Consider the following 20191-nt stretch of genomic DNA (forward strand, 5'->3'; position numbering starts at 1 on the left):
CACCGCGAAAACCGGCGGACGCCAATTATCGCAAGCCGCAATGACGAGAGCGGTTCCTTTACACGGGAGCGGTTCAAGGCCCGACTCCGGAACGATGGATATGGACGTGGAGTGATATGACGCATCCGGCGGTTGCCAACGGTTCCTATGATGTCATGCGCGTGCGCGAGGATTTTCCGGCGCTGGCGATGAAAGTTTACGGCAAACCGCTGGTCTATCTCGACAACGCCGCCTCGGCGCAGAAGCCAAACGCCGTGCTCGACCGAATGACGGAGGCCTACAAGACTGAATATGCCAACGTCCATCGCGGGCTGCATTATCTCGCCAACGCCGCAACCGAAGCCTATGAAGGCGGCCGCGCGCGGGTCGCGCAGTTTTTGAACGCAAGACGGACCGAGGAAATCATCTTTACCCGTAATGCCAGCGAGGCGATCAACCTCGTGGCATCTTCATGGGGCGAGCCGAACATCAAGGCGGGCGACGAGATTGTGCTCTCTATCATGGAGCATCATTCCAACATCGTCCCATGGCATTTTCTGCGCGAGCGCCACGGCGCCGTCATCAAGTGGGCTCCCGTCGACGACGAAGGCAATTTCCTCATCGAGGAATTCGAAAAGCTTCTGTCGCCGAGGACGAAGCTCGTGGCGATCACGCAGATGTCGAACGCGCTCGGCACAGTCGTTCCGGTCAAGGACGTTGTGAAGCTGGCTCATGCGCGCGGCATCCCGGTTCTGGTGGACGGGAGCCAGGCTGCGGTGCATCTTGCCATCGACGTGCAGGACATTGATTGCGACTTCTATGTCTTCACCGGCCATAAGCTCTACGGTCCGACCGGTATCGGCGCGCTGTATGCAAAGCATGATCATCTCGTCTCCATGCGCCCGTACAATGGCGGCGGCGAGATGATCCGTGAGGTCGCGCAGGATTGGGTCACCTATGGCGATCCGCCGCACAAGTTCGAGGCAGGCACGCCCGCGATCGTCGAGTCGATCGGGCTTGGCGCCGCAATCGATTACGTCAATTCGATCGGGAAGGCGCGCATCGCGGCGCACGAACACGATCTTCTGACCTATGCCCAGGAGCGGCTGCGGGAGATCAACTCGCTGCGCATCATCGGCACTGCCCGCGACAAGGGGCCTGTGATCTCATTCGAGATGAAGGGTGCGCATCCCCACGATGTTGCGACCGTGATCGACCGCGCCGGTATCGCGGTTCGCGCCGGGACGCATTGCGTGATGCCGCTTTTAGAGCGGTTCAACGTTTCAGCGACCTGCCGCGCCTCATTCGGTATGTATAATACCCGCGAGGAAGTCGATCATCTGGCGCAAGCGCTGATCAAGGCACGGGAGTTGTTCTCATGAGCGACGTAGCCGAAATGGTTGTAAACAAGACCTGCCACATGCAGACCAGCTCAGCGCTGGCGCCGGATGAAACCGAGCGTATGGGCACGGGGATTGTGGCCGCGCTGAAAACCGTGTTCGACCCGGAAATTCCGGCCGATATTTATGAACTCGGCCTGATCTACAAAGTCGACATCAAGGACGATCGCGCTGTCGACGTCGAGATGACGCTGACGTCGCCGAGCTGTCCGTCGGCGGCTGAACTGCCGACCATGGTTGAAAACGCCGTCGCAAGCGTTCCCGGCGTTGGGGTGGTCAATGTCAGCATCGTCTGGGAACCTGTTTGGATGCCCGATCGGATGACCGACGAGGCTCGCCTCGTCCTGAATATGTGGTGACTATCTTACACCCGTCCCGATGCTATGATCGGGCTTGAATCGCCGTCAGGATTGACCAGATGACAGACATGACGCCAAGCACACCAGCAGCCAAGCCGAAACCCCGGCCTCGTCCACAGGTCATGCGGTTGACTGACGCCGCCGCGGATCGGGTCAAGGAACTTGCGGCGCGAGCCGATTCGGAAATCGTCGGCCTTCGGGTCGGTATCAAGAACGGTGGCTGCGCCGGTCAATCCTACACCGTGGAGTACGCCCACGATATCAAGCCGACGGACGAAGTGGTTGAAGACAAGGGCGTCAAGATTCTTGTCGATCCCAAGGCGGTGCTGTACCTGCTCGGCACCGAGATGGACTACAAGGCTGAAAAGATGCAAGCCCAGTTCGTCTTCAACAATCCGAACCAGGTTTCAGCCTGTGGGTGCGGTGAATCCGTGCAGCTCGCGCCCGCTAAAATCGACGGCTAGTCGCGATACTCAAGCCTATTACAACGGACAATCACGGTCGGCGTTTTTGGCGGGCGAAGAGGCGTCGGGCCATGCGATTTCGGCGTCAGCGAAATATTCTGGATCAGTCTCGCAAACGGCACGGTTGCGGCCGTTGCGCTTGGCAGCGTACAAACAGGCATCGGCGCGTTTAATCAGTAAATCCGGGGTGTCGCCGCGGCGAAGCATCGAGACACCGATAGAGACCGTGACGCGACCCAGGATCTCACCAGTCGATTTTTTCTTCAATTCCTTGGCCATCACGGCGCGGCGAATATGGTCCGCGACCGCCAACGCCTGTTTCAGCGCGGTGCTTGGCAGCACAACCGCAAATTCTTCACCGCCGTAACGCGCGGTGATGTCCTGGCCCTTGATGGTCTGCTTCAATGACATTGCGACCAACCGCAAGACCTGGTCACCGGTCAGGTGTCCATAGTTGTCGTTGAACAACTTGAAGTGGTCGATGTCGAGCATCAGGAGTGACAGCGGCTTGTCTTCACTAGTCGCCCGCGCCACGGCATCCGCCACGGCTCGATCGAAATACTTGCGGTTGCCGAGACCGGTAAGAGGATCTGTCATGCTCTCGGCTCTGATGGCCTCAAGACTATGCTGAAGGTTGCTGATCTCGACCTTCGAGAGATCCAGCCGATTCTCCAGCGCCTTGTTGGTTTCCTGCATCTCGCGGGTTGACTTCATCAGCGCCTGGATGACCGCCCTGACCTGCTCGCGGCTACCGGCAGCGCCGAGTTTCTCGGCGGCGCTCTTCAGGCTATCATCGAAACCGGCCGTCATGCCGAGCACGTCGGCGATGAGGGCCATCACGTCGTCGATCTCATTGATGACCCGCGCACCGAGCTTATCGATGCGTGCGGTAGTCCTCATCGGAGAAAGATAGGTTTCGTAGATCTGTTCGAGGTCGGCATCGCTCAGCGTGCCGTTGCGCGCCAGCGTCTCATTAATGATCCTGCTGAGGGAGCGATTATATCCGGCAGCGTAGACGTACCAGATTTCGTAGTTGCGTGGGACCGCGGTCTGCCGCAACGATCGGATCTGGCCGAGCGCCACCTCGGCGAACGCCATGGTGCGTTCATGTTCGTCTAGCTCAACCACTGATGCGGCCCCGCCGACGATTTGTGCAATCGTCGTCTCAAAACGACAAAAAATATAAACGTAGAATATTGGTTAAAGATAGCAGCAGGGGGTTTACGCGCGGTAAACGGTGTTTTCAACGAGCCGGCCAGTGAAGAACCGCGCCGGCCGAAAGGCTCAGCCGCGGGCGCGGATCGGGCGGAGCAAAAACGCCGGCAGGTGTGAGTGGTCTCCCGGCTCGGAGATCGCTTCCCGGCGTGGTGCGGGTGCGCGTCCGATTGAAGGCGGCGACGGCGCGGCTATGGATGCTGCGGCCGTCGCGGCAGGGGCCTCGTGCCTCTGGCGATCCCCACTGGAACGGCGCGGTTTGCGGGCTTCGCGCTTTCCGCCGCGTGCATGACTCTCGCCGCCCTTGTCGTGTGCCTGGCGGGATCGAGAAGGCTTTCCTGTAGCCGCTTCGCTGGCACCGGCTTCCGCGACTGCTTCGTTCGCGCCGGCATCATAGCCGGGAAGGTCTGCCTTGGGTATAGCCTGACCGGTCAGCTTCTCGATGGCTGCGAGTGATTTGAAATCCGCGGGACAGACGATCGTGATTGCGGTGCCGGCGCGACCAGCGCGGCCGGTGCGGCCGATACGATGGACGTAATCGTCGGGATGGTGGGGGACATCGAAGTTGAGGACGTGGCTGACTTCGGGAATGTCGAGACCGCGGGCAGCTACGTCAGAGGCGACAAGCAGCGGCAGTTCCCCCTTGCGGAATTGATCGAGCGAAGCGGTCCGCGCCGACTGATCCATATCGCCGTGAAGGGCGCCGACGCTGAAGCCATGTTTCTGCAGCGATTTATAAACAATGGCGACGTCGCGCTTGCGGTTGCAAAAGATGATTGCGTTCTTGAGCTCCTTGGCTTCGCGCAACAGGTGGCGCAGCAGCTCACGCTTCTCGTGCGGTTCGCGGCTGCAACTGACCTGCGATTGCGTCACGGTCGCCGCCGTGGTTGCGGGCCTGGAGACTTCGATCTTTTCGGGATTATGCAGAAAGGCATCCGTGACGCGACGGATCTCGTTCGGCATCGTCGCAGTGAAGAAGAGGGTCTGCCGCGTGAACGGCACCAGCTTGCAGATGCGTTCGATGTCGGGAATGAAACCCATATCCAGCATCCGGTCGGCTTCATCGATCACCAATAGTTCGACGCCCGTGAGCAGCAGGCCGCCGCGTTCGGTGTGATCGAGCAGGCGGCCCGGAGTTGCGATCAGCACATCGACGCCGCGAGTCAGCTTCAAATCCTGATCGCCGAAGGAAACGCCGCCGATCAGGAGCGCCACGTTGAGCTTCTGGCCGGCGCCATACTTGTCGAACTGCTCCTTCACCTGAGCGGCGAGTTCGCGTGTCGGCTCGAGGATCAGCGTGCGGGGCATTCGCGCCCGGGCACGACCCTTCTCCAGCAATGTAAGCATGGGCAGGACGAAGGCGGCGGTCTTGCCGGTGCCGGTCTGAGCGATGCCAAGGACATCGCGACGCGCCAGCACGTGGGGTATAGCCTGATCCTGAATGGGGGTAGGGGAGGTATAACCTGCGGCCGCAACAGCGGCGAGCACCTTGTCGGACAAACCGAGATGAGAAAAAGACATTGAGCCTCTAGTGCGGTGTTCAGAAGTTCTCTTCAGAAGTGCGGCAGATTCATCAAGAGAACCTCTGAACCAAACCGCACTAGCATACTTCGTATTCGAGCGTCCTCTCGAATACGAAGCTCGCTCGTCACCCGCGTCCATGCAGGGCGAACTTCGTATTCAGGACGCTCGCCGAAACCGCCGTTCGGAATCGAAGGTAAAAGGCTGTCGCGCTCAACCCCTTAACGGCGTGCTCTTAAAAGCGAAGGGGGCTCTGACTTACGCTGACGGGCGGCTCACCGGGAAATCGTGTTCGGATCCCGGGCCGCGTTGGCCGGAACATAGGGACGAACCAGCCAAAGTCAATGCGGAAATGGCGAAATGCCGAAAAACCCTAATGTTTTTGTCTGATTCGGACAGGGATTCTCAGCGGGCGGGGCTTCTCCGGTCGGCAAAGCAGCCGGCAGCCGGGATGAACCGCGGTCGATATTTGGCCGACTATGGCATAATCCAATTTGCGCGCGGTGATCGCTGAAACACAGGATATGGAAAAGTTGGAATGAGGGGCATTTCGGTCGAACGCGCGGCGCTGTTGGGCATTGCATCCGCGTTCCTGATGCTCGCAAGTCCTGCGCTGGCCGCAAAGCGTATCGCACTCGTGATCGGCAACAACGACTACAGGAACGTTTCGAAACTTCAGAAGGCCGTCAACGATGCCCGAACCATGGGTGACGCGTTGAGGCAACTCGGCTTCAGCGTGATGGTGGCGGAAAACCAGACCCGTCAGGCATTCAGCCAGACGCTGCTGGCGTTTGATCAGCAGATCGAGGCCGGCGACACCGCGTTCTTCTTCTACGCCGGTCACGGCTTCGAAATCGCCGGCCAGAATTATCTGTTACCGACCGATGTTCCGGCCGCCACCGAAGGGCAGGAGGAACTAGTCCGTGACGCTTCGATCCTCGCCGACCGCATCGTTGAGAGGTTGCAGAACAGGAAGGCCCGCACGTCGGTTTTGGTGTTCGATGCCTGCCGCAACAATCCGTTCGAGCGCAAGGGCACGCGCGCGGTTGCCGGCGGCGCAGGACTCGCACCGATGACCGAACTGCCGGAAGGCGTGTTCTCGGTGTTTTCGGCCGGCCCCCGCCAGACGGCGCTCGATCGCCTGTCGGACAGCGACAGCAATCCGAACTCGGTATTCACCCGCATCTTCGCGAAGGAATTGGTGCAGCCCGGAGAGACCATGGTGCAGGTGGCGCAGCGCACCCGCCGCACCGTCAGCGAAATGGCCGAGACGGTGCGGCACAAGCAAGTGCCGGTCTATTTCGATCAGATGGTCGACGATGTCTTTCTGAACGGTCCTGCCAAAGCAGAGCCGCCGACGGCGCACGCCGAACCTACCCAGAAGGTCGCGGCGCTACCCGTCGCACCGCTCAAGCCGCCGACCAACGAAGCGGTCAACGCACCGATTGCAAATTTCTCGCGCCACAACGGCGGGTGGACCGTCGTGTTCTCGATCGCCGATCCCGCGCTCGGGATTTCCTGGCGCATGGGTGACAGCGGCGAGTTCAAGGAAACCGGCTTTCTCGATACGCTCGATCCACGAACCCGAAAGCGCATGCCAAATCCCGCGATCGAGCTTGCCGCCGACGCGCCGGCCGCGACAATCCAGATGCGCTATGTCGATGCCAACGGCGAAGTGCAGGGCCCCTTTCCGATCCGGTTCGATCCGGATGCCGCACTGGTCCGCGATCAGCGGAAAATCCTCGACATGACTGCCACGAGCTGGTTGTCGTTTCGTCAGTTTAATGGGCTACTCGTCTATTATACCCACCTGATGTCATATCGCTGCGCGATCCGCGAGGTGAGGATCGGAATCGACTCGTCGGTGCCGGATCGCGCGCTCAAGATGCCGCCCTGCGATCCGCTTGATCCCGTCGCAATTCCGCATGACGCCACGCCATATTTGAAGCTGCCGCCTGCAACGAAAACCATATCGGTTGAATTGACCTATCGCGACGGTAGCGTATCGGAGATCAAAAGTTTCCGTCGCTGATTTCTCGACTCGAAGGACTCCGCCGACTGTCATAGCGGCGCTGCACATGGCTTTCGACCTCACAAGAGGATCGAACCTCGGTCTCCGGCCGTCAATTAACCCACGGATTATAAGTGCCAATGCTCCAGACTTGGCCCTCAGGATCGCGGCAGGTGAAGTCGCGCCCTCCATAGTCCTTGTCGGAAATCTCGAGAACGATGATGGCGCCGTTGGCCTTGGCCCTAGCATAAACGGAGTCGGCATCCGGCACCACGATGTAAGCACTCTGAGTCACCAGGTGATTGGTCGTGGCCGGCTTCTGAACCTTGGCGAAATCGTCGTCGCGCGCCGATCCCAGCATGATCATGCCGTCGCCTAGAGTGAGTTCGGCATGGGTGACACCGCCGTTGCCGTCGTCATGGACGGCTTTGCGAGTAAATCCGAAGGTATCGCACAGCCAATCAATCATTTTGTGCGGATCGCGATAACGCATCGCGGAAATCACGGTTGAACCCATTGCGTAGCCTCCATGCGGTTGAGGTGTCCGTGAATATGACCGCAACTTGCCGCTGGAATCTAGTCAACTACTTAGCGTACCCCGTGATAATGCTTAAACGTCCAGCATATCCTCGCTGGCGAATTCCGCCTTGTCGGAGATGAAGGCGAAGCGCGCCTCCGCCTTGGTGCCCATCAAACGCTCGACCGAATCCGCCGTATCCTCGCGATCGTCCGCCAGCAGCATCACGCGCAACATTGCGCGCTTTGCCGGGTCCATGGTGGTTTCCTTGAGCTGCGCCGGCATCATCTCGCCGAGCCCTTTGAAGCGGCCGACATCGACCTTGGCGTTGGCGTTGAACTCGCTCTTGAGCAGCGCATCCTTGTGGGCGTCGTCGCGGGCGTAGATCGTCTTGCTACCGTGAGTCAGGCGATAGAGTGGCGGCACCGCGAGGTAAAGGTGACCCTCGTCGATCAGATGCGGCATCTGCCTGTAGAAGAACGTGATCAGCAGCGAAGCGATGTGGGCTCCATCGACGTCGGCGTCCGTCATGATGATGACCCGCGAATAGCGCAAGTCCTCCTCGCGATAATTGGTCCCAGTGCCACAGCCCAGCGCCTGGATTAAGTCAGCCAATTGAGCGTTAGCGACGACCTTGTCTTTGGTCGCCGATGCCACGTTGAGGATTTTGCCGCGTAGAGGAAGCACGGCCTGCGTCTTGCGATCGCGCGCCTGCTTAGCGCTACCGCCGGCCGAGTCGCCTTCGACGATGAACAGTTCCGAACCTTCGGTCGCGGTGTTGGTGCAGTCGGCAAGCTTGCCGGGCAGGCGCAGCTTTTTCACTGCGCTCTTGCGCGAGGTTTCCTTCTCGGCACGACGGCGCAGCCGTTCGTCCGCGCGCTCGATCACAAAATCGAGCAGCTTGTTGGCCTGCACCGGATTGCCGGACAACCAATGATCGAACGGATCCTTGATCGCCTGCTCGACGATCCGCGAGGCTTCGGCGGTGGCAAGGCGGTCCTTGGTCTGGCCCTGAAACTCCGGTTCACGCACGAACACGCTCAGCATCACGGCCGCCCCGACCATCACATCTTCAGAGGTGATTGGCGCGGCGCGCTTGCCGAGGCCGACACGTTCGGCATGATCCCTCAGTCCACGCAGCAGCGCGCTGCGTAAACCGGACTCGTGGGTACCGCCGTCAGGTGTCGGCACCGTGTTGCAGTAGGAGGACAGGAAGCCGTCGGCGTCCGCGGTCCACGCCACCGCCCATTCGCAAGCGCCGTGTGCGCCGTTGCGGCCGGACTTGCCCGAGAAGATGTCGGGATGAACCAGGGTGTCCTTGTGGATCGCGGCGGCGAGATAGTCTTTCAGGCCGCCGGGGAAGTGAAAGGTCGCTTCCGCCGGGACGTCATCGAGGCCCTTGAGCAGCTCCGGCGCGCAACGCCAGCGGATTTCAACACCGCCGAACAGGTACGCCTTCGAGCGCGTCATTTTGAACAGGCGCTGCGGCTTGAACGCGGCCTTTGCACCAAAAATTTCGGTGTCCGGCTTGAAGCGGATGGTGGTGCCGCGGCGGTTGGCTATCCTGCCAAGGTCTTCGAGCTTGCCCCGAGGGTGACCGCGCTCGAAGGTCATCTTGTACAGATTTTGGCTGCGCGCCACTTCCACCTCAAGGAGCGAGGAGAGGGCGTTGACCACGGAGACGCCGACACCGTGCAGGCCGCCGGAGGTCTCGTAAACCTTGGAGTCGAACTTGCCGCCCGAATGCAGCGTGCACATGATGACTTCGAGTGCAGACTTCTTTGGGAACTTGGGGTGTGGGTCGATCGGGATGCCGCGCCCGTTGTCGGTGACGGTAAGGAATCCGTCGGCGGTCAGTTCGACGACGATAAAGGTCGCGTGGCCGGCCAACGCCTCATCCATGGCGTTGTCGATCACCTCCGCGAACAGGTGGTGCAGCGCCTTCTCGTCAGTCCCGCCGATGTACATTCCGGGACGGCGGCGGACCGGCTCAAGCCCCTCGAGCACCTCGATGTCAGCGGCGGTGTAGCCGGCCTCAGCTCCCGATACGGGTGTTGAAGCTCGGGCGGGGAAGCGGCCCTTGACGTCCGAAGCCGCGAAAAGATCGTCAGGCTTCTTCTTATTAACGTTCGATTTCAGTGATTTGGCCATAATTATTCAGATACTGCGTACGGCTACGTATGAAGGAATCGGCTACGCCGACTATGCCATGGTGGTTTCGTGCCGTCCGCGTCTTTGTGACTTGAAGTCGCCGGACGGGGGTGGCTTACCTGTGGCGGGTTTGGCGGGGAAGAGGTTTCCTGGCCGCATTGAGATTTGGCGAGAGGCGCTGTGGAATGGAAGACGTCGCACGTAGCCTGGTCGACTTCGTGCGCGATCATCAGGTTTGGGCTGCCGCTGTCGTTCTGGTGCTTGCTTTCGGCGAATCGCTCGCCTTCATCTCGCTGCTGGTCCCGGCGTGGGGCGTGTTGGTGGCCATCGGCGCGATGATGGGGCCTGGTCAGATCAATTTCTGGCCGGTGTGGGTAGCTGGGGCGGTCGGCGCGGCGCTCGGCGACTGGCTGTCCTATTGGATCGGCTTCACCTTCAAGGAACGGGTCGCTTCGATCTGGCCGCTGTCGCGGCATCCGGGCCTTCTGCCCCGAGGCGTGGCCTTGGTTGAGAAATGGGGTGTCCCATCGATTTATATCGGGCGGTTCTTTGGACCGCTGCGCGCCACCGTGCCACTCGCCGCAGGCATTTTCGAAATGCCGTCCTTGCGATTTCAGTTCGCTAACTGGACATCAGCGCTGATCTGGTCGGCGGTGCTGCTGCTGTTCGGCGACCTGATTTCACGGACCGTCGAATGGGTCTGGAGCGCGATCTGAGTCTCAGCAGCCTCCGCTCTGACGAACGGAGAACCGGCTGTCGCGCAACCACCACAACTGAGTTACAAGCCGCAGACGCGAGCGCGCTCGCGGATGCTAGGATAATGTCATGACCGGCGCAGACACCAGGATGAAAAGCACCGCTTCAAGCGGCGATAAGGCGAGCAGACCGACAGTGTTCGTCGATGGCGCCTCGGGAACGACTGGCCTCGAAATCCGTCAACGGCTTGATCGGCAAGGCGACGTCAATGCCAAAAGCCTCCCTGAGGACAAGCGGAAGGATCCGGCCGCCAAGCGCGCGCTCATGGCGGAAGTTGATCTGGTCATCCTCTGTTTGCCCGACGACGCGGCGAAGGAAACTGTCGCATTGATCGACGACATGGGTGCTGACGCGCCGAAAGTCCTGGACGCCTCGACCGCCTTCCGCGTCGCGCCGGACTGGACCTACGGCTTTCCGGAACTGACGCCGGATCAGGCGGACAGGATCAAGGCGGCGCGCAAGGTTGCGAACCCCGGCTGCTATCCGACCGGATCGATAGCGTTGCTACGGCCGCTGACTGATGCCGGCCTGATCCCGCAGGACTATCCCGTCACCATCAATGCGGTGAGCGGATATTCCGGCGGAGGCAAATCGATGATCGAGAGTTTCGAGAGGGGGACCGCGCCGGCATTCGAGCTTTACGGGCTCGGCTTCGAGCACAAGCACCTGCCGGAAACACAGAAATACGCGAACCTGACGCGACGGCCGATTTTCGCACCATCGGTCGGCGATTATCGGCAGGGTATGCTGGTGTCGATCCCGCTGCATCTCGATACGTTGCCGGGACAACCCGATGGCGCGACACTCCATGCGGCGCTGGCGAAGCGTTACGCAGGCAGCACCTATGTTTCGGTGATACCACTGGACAGCGCTGCTGCGAAAAGCGGGCGGATCGAGCCGGAGTCGCTGAACGGCAGCAACAGGCTCGAGCTTCATGTCTTCGCCAGCGACAAGCACCGGCAGGCCGTCCTGGTCGCGCGGCTCGACAATCTCGGCAAGGGCGCATCCGGCGCGGCGGTTCAAAACATGCGGCTGATGCTCGGGCTGAAGGATGCGGGGACGGATTAGAAGCGCCGTGAGGAGTGACGAACGCCAGATATTTCAGCCGCACTTTCCAGAGGGCTATTATGAGCCGCTGCGGGTTCCGCAGTATCGCTGATCACAAAGCCAGGAAATCTCAATGAACAAATTCGTCAAGTTCACCGACGCCGCCACCAGCCATGAAATCTTCGTCAACGTGACTCATATCATCGCGGTTACCCCGACTTCAGCAGACCGAACGCAAACGTGGATTCACACGGCAAATCCTCAAAATCCGACGTTCACGATCGACGAGAACGTCGACGCAGTGATGCAGAAGCTAGGCGGTTAGCGTTCCCCTTCGGCACCATGCAATCTCATGGCTACTCTTTCGATCTTTCGGAAGGCAGCAACCCGCGTTGGCTGACCCGACCCGGTCGCAAATGACGAGAAGCAGTCATTTGAGCGGTTCAGAAATGCTTCCAGCTAGCCCATCCGGCGTGCGTGCGAATGGTTTCGAATTCTGTGGTAAGTTACGTCCGGTCGGTTTGTTTGTGGGAGATTGCAAATGCCAGGATCATCAGACGCGGTGAGAGTGATCCAGCCCGGCAAGACCTATGTCGGCAAGCAGGGCTTTACCTACGGAGCCGGCGTATCGAAGGAGACGGCTGGAGCAAAGCAGGTCTGTTTGAATGTGCTGCCCATGCCTCCGGGTGCCAAGGCAAAGGTCCATTACCACAAGGGCATCGAAACGATTGCTTACCTTTTGGAAGGTGAATGCGCCGTCTACTATGGCGACACACTTGAGCATCGTCTCGTCGTCAAGGCTGAGGACCAGGTCTATATGCCTGAGGATGTTCCGCATGCTCCATCCAATGAGAGCGGAGCGCCGTGCAAGTGGCTTGTCGTGCATTCATCCGGTAGCGATCAGGACGGCATCGTCCTGCTACCAGACCTTGATGCAATATTGGCGCAGAAGTCGGGCGCGACAGCGTCGTAAGTCATAAATTCGTGCTTCTGCTGTTCGCCCTTTGGGACTGCTGTCCAACTCTGAAATCTCCGTTCCTCGGGGCAGACCGGAAGCGGCGAGCGGGCGATCAAAGCGGCGCTTTTGACCCGAACCGATCACGCATCAGTTAGACAACGATTGATCGGTTCCACGATACCAGATGCTGACTGCTTCCCGCCAATATGATATATTAGGTCAATGCATCCCAATCGGGGGAGCGTGACCGGCACTGCCACGCAAAATCAATGCGATAGGCGTTGAGCCGCACGATGGAGGAAGCTATGTCCATCGAAAGCATTCTGAGGCGGAAGGGCCCTGACGTCACAACAATAGGTCCGGAAGCTAATATCAAGAGCGCGGCGGGCTGGCTCCGCGCAAAAAATATAGGCGCGCTCGTGGTGACGAGTGGAAACGCAATTCTTGGCCTCATTTCCGAACGTGAAATCGTTGACGCATTTTTTCGCTACGGCGAGGCAGCCGGGTCGATGCGTGTGAAGGAAATCATGCAGCACGGTGTGACCACCGTGTCCCCGGACGAAAGCGTCACTCGCGTGATGAAACTGATGACGCACCAACGCGTGCGGCACTTGCCGGTAGTTCATGGCGGCAAGCTAGCCGGCATCGTCAGCATCGGCGATGTAATCAAGTATCGGCTGGAGGAGCTGGAGCTGGAGGCGAACGTCCTACGTGATGCCTACAGCATCTCGCGTTGACGGCTCAAGCATTGTCTCACAAGCGTGCCCGTGTTTGATCTTGTTCCAATTTGAACGAGGGCCCACTCGCTTGGGCTTGGCGTGCATGCTCGCGCGCGCCTTGGGATGCTATTGGTAGTCCATCGGGCGCAAGCGGGTCATCTCACGAGCGCACGCGGACGTAGCTGTCCGGCGCATCCTCGATCGGCGGCTGGCGCTGATCCCTCCTCAATTTGTGCTTTGATCCAAGTCAACATCGGCAAGTTGGGTGCATTCAGGCTTTCTTTTTTGAGCCGCGGAGGCATTCAATGAAACTCAGTAGTTTGCTTGCAGGCGCGAGTCTTTTCGTCCTGAGTTCTGTCTCGGCATTTGCTCAGCAGGTCACGGGTGTTCCAGGTTCACCCGGTGCCACGACCACCATCGACGGGAAGCAGATTCCACCGCCCCCGCCAGCATTCGGCGGGATGATCAAGGAGAAGGCCTCGGAGTCAACCGCCTGGTGGGCGCCCCGTGTCGTGCCGCCGAAGGGCGCTCCCAACGTGTTGCTCATCATGACGGACGACCAAGGTTTCGGGGCACCGAGCACCTTCGGCGGTGTTATTCCCACGCCCGCAATGGATCGCATCGCTGCACAGGGCCTGCGGTACACCAATTTCCATTCCACTTCGCTGTGCTCACCGACGCGAGCGGCCCTTATCACCGGCCGCAACCATCATTCGGTCGGCTTCGGAGTGGTCGGTGAAATATCGACGGGATTCCCGGGTTACGACTCGATCATTCCGATCGAGAAGGGCACCATCGGCACCATCCTGAAAGCGAACGGGTACGCGACCTCGTGGTTCGGCAAGGACCACAACACACCCTCGTTCCAGTCGAGTCAGGCAGGGCCTTTCAATCAATGGCCTAACGGCATGGGCTTCGAGTATTTCTATGGTTTTGTCGGCGGTGACGCCAGCCAGTGGCAGCCGAACCTGTTCCGCAACACCACGGCTATCTATCCTTTCCAGGGCAATCCCAGCTGGAATCTGGAAACCGCCATGGCCGACGAAGCCATCCAGCACATCAAGCAACTCAAGGAGATTGCGCCCGACAAGCCGTTCTTTGTCTATTACGTGCCAGGCGCAACCCACGCGCCACATCATCCGACACCGGAGTGGATCGAGAAGATCGGCGGTATGCACCTGTTCGATGAGGGCTGGAACAAAGTGCGCGAGAAAATCTTCGCCAACCAGAAACGCCTGGGCATTATGCCGGAAAATGCCAAGCTGACGCCGTGGCCGAAGGAATTGCCGCAATGGGACTCGCTCGGTTTGCTGGAGAAGAAACTCTTCATCAAGCAGGCCGATGTCTATGGGGCGTACCTCGCTTACGCAGACCATGAGATCGGCCGCGTCATCCAGGCCATCGAAGATCTCGGAGAGCTGAACAACACCTTGATCATCTATATCGGCGGTGACAACGGCGCGAGCGCCGAAGGCATGATCAACGGTACGCCCAACGAGTTCACGACCTTCAATGGTGTCACGGTGCCGGTAAAGGCTCAGTACCTCTGGTACCCATTCTGGGGCTCGGACAAGACTTTCCCGCATTTTGCTGCGCCGTGGGCCTGGGCGATGGACACTCCATTCAAGTGGGTCAAGCAAGTGTCGTCGCATTTTGGTGGGACCGCCCAAGGCGTCGTCATGTCCTGGCCTGGCCATATCAACGATGCCGGAGCTATCCGTCGCCAATTCCATCATGTCATCGACATCGCTCCAACCATCCTCGAAGCGACCGGCATTTCGCAACCTGAGACGATCGACGGTTTCAAACAGAGCCCTATGGAAGGGGTGAGTATGGCGTACACATGGGACAGCGCTAACGCCGACGCCAAGACGACGCACACGACTCAATATTTCGAGATGCTCGGTAATCGCGCCATCTATCACGATGGATGGGTTGCGGCCACGACACCGATGACGCTTCCATGGAAGCTAAGCAGCGCGCCTCCACCGGATGTGATCACGGGATACAAGTGGGAGCTTTATAACGTCCAGGAAGACCCTACCCAGTTTAATGATCTGGCCGCCGAGATGCCGGACAAAGTCAAGGAACTGCAAGCTATCTTCGATGTCGAGGCGAAGAAGTACAACGTGCTGCCGCTCGATAACACGACGCTCGCGCGTTGGAATACGCCGCGTCCAAGCCTGACCGCAGGGCAGACGGTATTCACCTATTCGGGCGGACTGACCGGTGTGCCGGCAAGCGCTGCGCCGAGCATCCTCAACAAGTCCTATACCATCACCGCCGAGATCGAGATTCCCGAGGGCGGCGCTGAAGGCATGATCGTCACCGAAGGCGGGCGCTTCGGCGGCTACGGGCTGTTTCTGAGCAAGGGTGTGGCGGGCTTTCGGCGGGGCAAGCCTGTGTTCCTCTATAACCTTCTCAACCTGAAGCGCACGATCTGGTCGGGACCGGAGTTGAGCGCGGGCAAGCACACCATCGTTTTCGACTTCAAGCCCGATGGGCCGGGATTGGGAACGGGCGGCACGGGCGTACTTTCAGTTGACGGCAAGGAAGTAGACCGAAAACCCATTGAACACGGCACGCCTGTCGGGTTCTCGGAGGACGAGACCTTCGACGTCGGCCAGGACACCCGCACCGGTGTCGCGATGCTCGAGTATCGCTACGATCCTCCGTTCAAGTTCACGGGCAAGATCAACAAGCTGACGTTCAAGCTCGGACCAGTGCTGAAGGATCCGGCGCAAGCCAAGGCAGAGCTCGGACCAATGCCGGCGCCGGAGCCGGATTCCATTGGCGAGGCGAAGCCTCAAAAACCATCCGCGAACGTTGGAAAGAAATGAAGGGCGCATCGGCGTTCACTGCCGTCAGCGAAGCTGCAACGGGATTGGCACTGCTGATCGCCCCGTCGCTGGTGGACCAGTTGTTGCTGGACGAGCAGCTTTCCGGTGTCGCTGCGCTGATTGCCTTGGGGATAGCCTGCTGGCCAAGGTGGCCGCCACGCGCGGGCATGTTGATCTACAGCGGAGCCGTCGCCCCTATATTTGGCTTACCTCGGTTTCGCAGGCGGATTGAACGGCGTCCTTCTGTGGCTGGCAGTCATCCTTCATCTCATATTGACCGCTCTCTTGATGCGTGGCCCGCAAAGCCGCGACTTATAGCGTTTTCGAGCGAAGTAAAATCCGGTTCGCGTGAAGAAAGCGCATCAAATCAACTGCGTATCTCACGAGCGCACGCGGACATAGCTGCCCGGTGCATCCTCGATCGGTGGTAGCGCGCCGGCCCCGACCTCGCGCGCCGCGATCTCCTTGCCGTCGATATTTCGCAGCCATGCGAGCCAGTCCGGCCACCACGAACCCTTATGTTCCTCCGCACCCTTCAGCCACTGGGCGAGAGTCTTGTTGCGGAGCTTGTCGTTGGTCCAATACTGGTATTTGCCGCGCGCGGGTGGATTGATCACACCTGCGATGTGGCCCGATCCCGACAGCACGAAGCGTACCGGACCGCCAAAAAAGCGCGAGCCGTACAACACCGATTCCGCCGGCGCGATGTGATCGTCGCGGGTCGCGAGATTGTAGACGGGCACCTTGACCTTCGAAAGGTCGAGCAAGGTATTGTCGAGCACCATCGAGCCGGTGGAAAGGCGATTCTCAAGATAACAGTTTCGCAGATAAAAGGAGTGGTTGGCCGCCGGCATCCGCGTGGCATCTGAATTCCAGTGCAGAAGATCGAAGGCGGGTGGTGCCTTGCCCTTGAGATAGTTGCTGACGACGTAGGACCAGATCAGGTCGTTGGAGCGCAGCATGTTGAAGGTCATCGCCATCTTGCTGCCTTCCAGCACGCCGGACCGCTTCATGTCGCGTTCGAGCGCGGAGATCTGATCCTCGTCAGCGAATATCAGCAGATCGCCGGCATGGGTGAAGTCCACCTGAGCGGCGAAGAAGGTCACCGACCTCACGCGCGGCCGCCGCTTATTCGCAAGCCATGCCAGCGTAGCGGCAAGCAGAGTGCCGCCGACGCAGTAGCCGGCGGTATGCACCTTTGTCTCTCCGGTGGCCTTTTCGATGGCATCCATCGCGGCGAGCGGACCTTCCTTCATGTAGTCCTCGAAGGTCTTTTCCCCGAGCCGTCCGTCCGGATTAACCCAGGATATCACGAACACGGTGATGCCCTGGTCCACACACCACTTGATGTATGATTTCTCCGGCTTGAGATCGAGGATGTAGAACTTGTTGATCCATGGCGGCACGATCAGCAGCGGCGTCCGCAGCACGTTTTCGGTGCTCGGCGAATACTGGATCAGTTGCATCAGTTCGTTCTGATAGATCACTTTGCCCGGCGTCGTCGCCAGGTTGACGCCAACCGCGAGCCCGGCGGAATCTGATTGGCGGATGCGCAGCGCGCCTCTACCGGCCTCGATGTCTTCCGCCAGCATCTTCATGCCGCGCGCCAGATTGTCGGCGTTGGAGGCGAAGGTTTCGCGGAGCACCTCGGGGTTGGTCATCACGAAATTGGATGGCGCGACGGCGTTGGTGAACTGCGTGACGTAGAATTCCGCCTTCTTGCGGGTATGCGGATCGAGATCTTGGGCGTCGCGAACCAGTTCGTTCGTCCATTTCGTCGTCAACAGATACGCCTGCATCAGGAAATCGAAGATCAGGTTCGACCGCCATTCCGGATCAGCGAAGCGTTTGTCGCGCGGTTCCGGCTCGATGGCTGGCCTGACCTCTTCGCCGGCCAGGCGGCGCGCGGCATAACCCCAAAGCTCCATATAGGATGCGCCGAGCTTTGCCTGTAATTCGACGGCCCGGGTCTGGTCCGACAGCCAGTATTCACAGACCGTGCTGACGGTCTTGATCAACTCGGCGAACTCGGTCGGCGAGTTGTCGGGGGTCTGGTCGTGCTCACGAGCCTTAAGATAAGCGGCCAGCGCCCTGCCACCGTTTTGCATGGCATTCGCAAGATTCATCGCGAAGGTGTCGGAGTCGAACCCCGTCTTCGGCTTGGTATCGGTGGATACCTCGCTCATGGACGCGTCTGAGGGCTTGTTCATCATTCCGTCACGCAGGTTGCCAATGGCGGGCATTGGATCATGACATAGTCTTGGGGACTTGTTGCCTGATTCGATGTGGTGCCGTGCGACAACACTTCTTGATCCCGCCATACATGGGCCGTGATGACTCGATTGAAATGGCCGCACCTTCTTGGATTTCGAAGTTTTAATATTTTCGGAAGCATAATGGTCTCGCCTACGATTAGGTTTGATAAAACAAACATTTACCGGCGCAAGCTTGGGCGGGACGATGTGAGCAGCGTGACGGTAGCATCACAACGACGGACGAGCAGACGTGCGGGACCCGTGATCGCCTGCACCGCCGCATTGGCGTTGATGTCGCAGGCGCTCGGAGGCTGCACATCGATTGCCGATCTACCTTTCGAGGCTCCGTCGGGTGCGGCGGAACGGTCCCACGACGTATCATCCTATCCTGCGGTGCATGACCTTCCCGCCCCAAGAGATCATGCGGCGATGGATCGTGCCGAGCAGGCGCGGGTCGAAAAGGAACTGATCGACGCGCGCGACCACCAGGCTCACGCCTCACAGGACCACGGCTCGGAACCCAGATAACTTCGCTCGAAAACGCTATAAAACACGCGAAGTGATGGCAGAGCAGGGTGTCCGTGTTAAGAGAGATGATTCAAGCAGAAGGCTGCGCCTGAAACGTCAGACCTCGACGTCGGAGAGCTAACGCTTGAATATGCCAAGCTTTTGAATACACACGTTTTCTGCTGAAGCTTCGTCGACTTCATCGAGGCAATGGGCGATCGCCTCGTCAATCCGGCCTGGAGCCAGGACTTATGGAAGAGTTTTATCGCATCCGCCGTCTGCCGCCTTACGTGTTCGAACAGATCAATCGCGCCAAGGCGGCTGCACGGAACGCCGGAGCCGATATCATCGACCTCGGTATGGGCAACCCGGACTTGCCGACGCCGCGCCACGTCATCGAAAAACTCAAGGAAACCCTCGGCAAACCCAAGACCGACCGCTATTCAGCTTCGCGCGGCATCACCGGCCTGCGGAAGGCTCAGGCGGGTTACTATGCCCGCCGCTTCGGCGTGAAGCTCAATCCCGATACGCAGATCGTGGCGACGCTCGGCTCCAAGGAAGGTTTTGCGAACGTCGCTCAGGCAATCACCGCGCCGGGCGACGTGGTGCTCTGTCCAAACCCCAGCTACCCGATTCATGCATTCGGCTTTTTGATGGCTGGCGGCGTGATCCGCTCCGTGCCGTCGTCGCCGACGCCGGATTTTTTCGCCGCCTGCGAGCGCGCGATCATCCATTCCATTCCGAAACCGATCGGGCTGATCGTCTGCTACCCGTCGAACCCGACGGCACAGGTGGCGAGTCTCGATTTCTATAAGGATCTCGTCGCGTTCGCGAAGAAGCACGAGATCTTCATTCTGTCCGATCTCGCTTATTCCGAAGTCTATTTCGACGATAACCCGCCGCCTTCGGTGCTACAGGTGCCCGGCGCTTTCGACGTCACCGTGGAGTTCACCTCGATGTCGAAGACGTTTTCGATGGCCGGCTGGCGCATCGGTTTCGCGGTCGGCAACGAACGCATCATCGCGGCGCTGGCGCGTGTCAAATCCTACCTCGATTACGGGGCTTTCACGCCCGTGCAGGTGGCGGCCACGGCGGCGCTGAACGGCCCCGACACCTGCATCCGGGAGATGCGCGAGATCTATCGCAAGCGCCGTGATATACTGGTTGAATCGTTCGGCCGTGCCGGATGGGTGATTCCGCCACCTCAGGCCTCCATGTTCGCATGGGCGCCGCTGCCCGAACGTTTTCGTGATCTCGGGAGCATGCAGTTCTCGACCCTGATGGTTGAGAAATCGGGCGTCGTGGTTTCGCCCGGTGTCGGTTTCGGCGAGCACGGCGAAGGTTATGTCCGCATCGCCATGGTGGAAAACGAGCAGAGAATTCGCCAGGCCGCACGGGGCGTTCGCCACTTCCTTGAAAGCGGCATTGAAACGTTGCACAACGTGGTTCCTCTCGCCAACCGGCGGTAGGCGCCAGTCCGGAGAACGGCTTT

At 59.6% G+C, this 20191-nt stretch carries 17 protein-coding genes; 12 read left to right on the forward strand and 5 right to left on the reverse strand.

The features are described 5' to 3' along the window. Positions 1 to 116 precede the first annotated feature (116 nt). Genes AC1RT6_RS03570 through AC1RT6_RS03580 form a run of 3 tightly spaced genes read left to right on the forward strand, consistent with a single transcriptional unit; the run spans position 117 to position 2202 of the window. On the forward strand, positions 117 to 1361 hold the full coding sequence (locus AC1RT6_RS03570) for a cysteine desulfurase (protein ID WP_079446804.1): 1245 nt from the start codon (positions 117 to 119) through the stop codon (positions 1359 to 1361). After that, positions 1358 to 1738: a DUF59 domain-containing protein gene (locus AC1RT6_RS03575; RefSeq protein ID WP_079446803.1), complete on the forward strand. Its 381-nt coding sequence runs from the start codon at positions 1358 to 1360 to the stop codon at positions 1736 to 1738. The genes AC1RT6_RS03570 and AC1RT6_RS03575 overlap by 4 nt, the downstream gene beginning before the upstream one ends. Positions 1739 to 1797: 59 nt before the next feature. Next, positions 1798 to 2202, forward strand: coding sequence for a HesB/IscA family protein (locus AC1RT6_RS03580; RefSeq protein WP_079446802.1), 405 nt, complete (start codon positions 1798 to 1800; stop codon positions 2200 to 2202). 18 nt (positions 2203 to 2220) lie between these two features. Here AC1RT6_RS03580 and AC1RT6_RS03585 read toward each other — a convergent pair whose 3' ends face one another. Together AC1RT6_RS03585 and AC1RT6_RS03590 are read right to left on the reverse strand one after the other, a co-directional pair. After that, positions 2221 to 3300: a GGDEF domain-containing protein gene (locus tag AC1RT6_RS03585; RefSeq protein WP_472789783.1), complete on the reverse strand. Its 1080-nt coding sequence runs from the start codon at positions 3298 to 3300 to the stop codon at positions 2221 to 2223. A 186-nt stretch (positions 3301 to 3486) separates the two neighbouring features. Next, positions 3487 to 4938, reverse strand: coding sequence for a DEAD/DEAH box helicase (locus tag AC1RT6_RS03590; RefSeq protein ID WP_079446801.1), 1452 nt, complete (start codon positions 4936 to 4938; stop codon positions 3487 to 3489). A gap of 538 nt (positions 4939 to 5476) precedes the next feature. On the opposite strand from AC1RT6_RS03590, the gene AC1RT6_RS03595 reads away from it, so the two are divergent. Then, positions 5477 to 6970 carry a caspase family protein gene (locus AC1RT6_RS03595; protein ID WP_079446800.1) on the forward strand — a complete coding sequence of 498 codons (1494 nt, stop codon included), beginning with the start codon at positions 5477 to 5479 and terminating at the stop codon, positions 6968 to 6970. A 91-nt stretch (positions 6971 to 7061) separates the two neighbouring features. Here the strand turns inward: AC1RT6_RS03595 and AC1RT6_RS03600 are convergent, their stop codons facing one another. Then, entirely contained in the window at positions 7062 to 7466 is a 405-nt protein-coding gene (locus tag AC1RT6_RS03600) for a VOC family protein (RefSeq protein ID WP_079446799.1), read from the reverse strand. 93 nt (positions 7467 to 7559) lie between these two features. After that, complete coding sequence (gene parE / locus AC1RT6_RS03605; RefSeq protein WP_079446798.1) at positions 7560 to 9617, reverse strand: DNA topoisomerase IV subunit B; 2058 nt, start codon at positions 9615 to 9617, stop codon at positions 7560 to 7562. Positions 9618 to 9802: 185 nt separating this feature from the next. On the opposite strand from parE, the gene AC1RT6_RS03610 reads away from it, so the two are divergent. From AC1RT6_RS03610 to AC1RT6_RS03635, 6 genes are all read left to right on the forward strand, one after another. Continuing rightward, on the forward strand, positions 9803 to 10333 hold the full coding sequence (locus AC1RT6_RS03610) for a DedA family protein (RefSeq protein ID WP_079446797.1): 531 nt from the start codon (positions 9803 to 9805) through the stop codon (positions 10331 to 10333). Between the two features lie 109 nt (positions 10334 to 10442). Then, the gene (gene argC / locus AC1RT6_RS03615) at positions 10443 to 11441 is read left to right on the forward strand and encodes an N-acetyl-gamma-glutamyl-phosphate reductase (protein WP_079446796.1); all 999 of its coding nucleotides are present in this window, start codon (positions 10443 to 10445) and stop codon (positions 11439 to 11441) included. Positions 11442 to 11553: 112 nt separating this feature from the next. Beyond that, positions 11554 to 11745, forward strand: a complete 192-nt coding sequence (locus tag AC1RT6_RS03620; protein WP_079446795.1) for a hypothetical protein — start codon at positions 11554 to 11556, stop codon at positions 11743 to 11745. A 216-nt stretch (positions 11746 to 11961) separates the two neighbouring features. After that, a complete protein-coding gene (locus AC1RT6_RS03625) occupies positions 11962 to 12393 on the forward strand; it encodes a cupin domain-containing protein (protein ID WP_079446794.1) in 432 nt (143 codons plus the stop codon). Positions 12394 to 12683: 290 nt separating this feature from the next. Next, a complete protein-coding gene (locus tag AC1RT6_RS03630) occupies positions 12684 to 13115 on the forward strand; it encodes a CBS domain-containing protein (protein WP_201789015.1) in 432 nt (143 codons plus the stop codon). A 287-nt stretch (positions 13116 to 13402) separates the two neighbouring features. Continuing rightward, entirely contained in the window at positions 13403 to 15937 is a 2535-nt protein-coding gene (locus tag AC1RT6_RS03635; protein ID WP_079446792.1) for an arylsulfatase, read from the forward strand. A gap of 380 nt (positions 15938 to 16317) precedes the next feature. Here AC1RT6_RS03635 and phaC read toward each other — a convergent pair whose 3' ends face one another. Continuing rightward, the gene (gene phaC, locus AC1RT6_RS03640; RefSeq protein ID WP_079447017.1) at positions 16318 to 18123 is read right to left on the reverse strand and encodes a class I poly(R)-hydroxyalkanoic acid synthase; all 1806 of its coding nucleotides are present in this window, start codon (positions 18121 to 18123) and stop codon (positions 16318 to 16320) included. A gap of 285 nt (positions 18124 to 18408) precedes the next feature. On the opposite strand from phaC, the gene AC1RT6_RS03645 reads away from it, so the two are divergent. After that, on the forward strand, positions 18409 to 18720 hold the full coding sequence (locus tag AC1RT6_RS03645) for a hypothetical protein (protein ID WP_493029090.1): 312 nt from the start codon (positions 18409 to 18411) through the stop codon (positions 18718 to 18720). 230 nt (positions 18721 to 18950) lie between these two features. Further along, positions 18951 to 20168 carry an LL-diaminopimelate aminotransferase gene (locus AC1RT6_RS03650; RefSeq protein ID WP_079446791.1) on the forward strand — a complete coding sequence of 406 codons (1218 nt, stop codon included), beginning with the start codon at positions 18951 to 18953 and terminating at the stop codon, positions 20166 to 20168. The last annotated feature ends 23 nt before the right edge of the window (positions 20169 to 20191 follow it).

This window comes from Nitrobacter sp. MLSD-S21, from assembly GCF_058809865.1.

What these genes read in the sequence shown, in the direction of transcription:
- AC1RT6_RS03625 (WP_079446794.1), top strand. Translation starts at nt 11,962, where the DNA reads ATGCCAGGATCATCAGACGCGGTGAGAGTGATCCAGCCCGGCAAGACC.
- AC1RT6_RS03610 (WP_079446797.1), top strand. Translation starts at nt 9,803, where the DNA reads ATGGAAGACGTCGCACGTAGCCTGGTCGACTTCGTGCGCGATCATCAG.
- AC1RT6_RS03650 (WP_079446791.1), top strand. Translation starts at nt 18,951, where the DNA reads ATGGAAGAGTTTTATCGCATCCGCCGTCTGCCGCCTTACGTGTTCGAA.
- AC1RT6_RS03635 (WP_079446792.1), top strand. Translation starts at nt 13,403, where the DNA reads ATGAAACTCAGTAGTTTGCTTGCAGGCGCGAGTCTTTTCGTCCTGAGT.
- parE (WP_079446798.1), bottom strand. Translation starts at nt 9,617, where the DNA reads ATGGCCAAATCACTGAAATCGAACGTTAATAAGAAGAAGCCTGACGAT.
- AC1RT6_RS03595 (WP_079446800.1), top strand. Translation starts at nt 5,477, where the DNA reads ATGAGGGGCATTTCGGTCGAACGCGCGGCGCTGTTGGGCATTGCATCC.
- AC1RT6_RS03575 (WP_079446803.1), top strand. Translation starts at nt 1,358, where the DNA reads ATGAGCGACGTAGCCGAAATGGTTGTAAACAAGACCTGCCACATGCAG.
- AC1RT6_RS03620 (WP_079446795.1), top strand. Translation starts at nt 11,554, where the DNA reads ATGAACAAATTCGTCAAGTTCACCGACGCCGCCACCAGCCATGAAATC.
- AC1RT6_RS03580 (WP_079446802.1), top strand. Translation starts at nt 1,798, where the DNA reads ATGACAGACATGACGCCAAGCACACCAGCAGCCAAGCCGAAACCCCGG.
- phaC (WP_079447017.1), bottom strand. Translation starts at nt 18,123, where the DNA reads ATGAGCGAGGTATCCACCGATACCAAGCCGAAGACGGGGTTCGACTCC.
- AC1RT6_RS03585 (WP_472789783.1), bottom strand. Translation starts at nt 3,300, where the DNA reads ATGGCGTTCGCCGAGGTGGCGCTCGGCCAGATCCGATCGTTGCGGCAG.
- AC1RT6_RS03570 (WP_079446804.1), top strand. Translation starts at nt 117, where the DNA reads ATGACGCATCCGGCGGTTGCCAACGGTTCCTATGATGTCATGCGCGTG.
- AC1RT6_RS03630 (WP_201789015.1), top strand. Translation starts at nt 12,684, where the DNA reads ATGTCCATCGAAAGCATTCTGAGGCGGAAGGGCCCTGACGTCACAACA.
- AC1RT6_RS03600 (WP_079446799.1), bottom strand. Translation starts at nt 7,466, where the DNA reads ATGGGTTCAACCGTGATTTCCGCGATGCGTTATCGCGATCCGCACAAA.
- argC (WP_079446796.1), top strand. Translation starts at nt 10,443, where the DNA reads ATGACCGGCGCAGACACCAGGATGAAAAGCACCGCTTCAAGCGGCGAT.
- AC1RT6_RS03590 (WP_079446801.1), bottom strand. Translation starts at nt 4,938, where the DNA reads ATGTCTTTTTCTCATCTCGGTTTGTCCGACAAGGTGCTCGCCGCTGTT.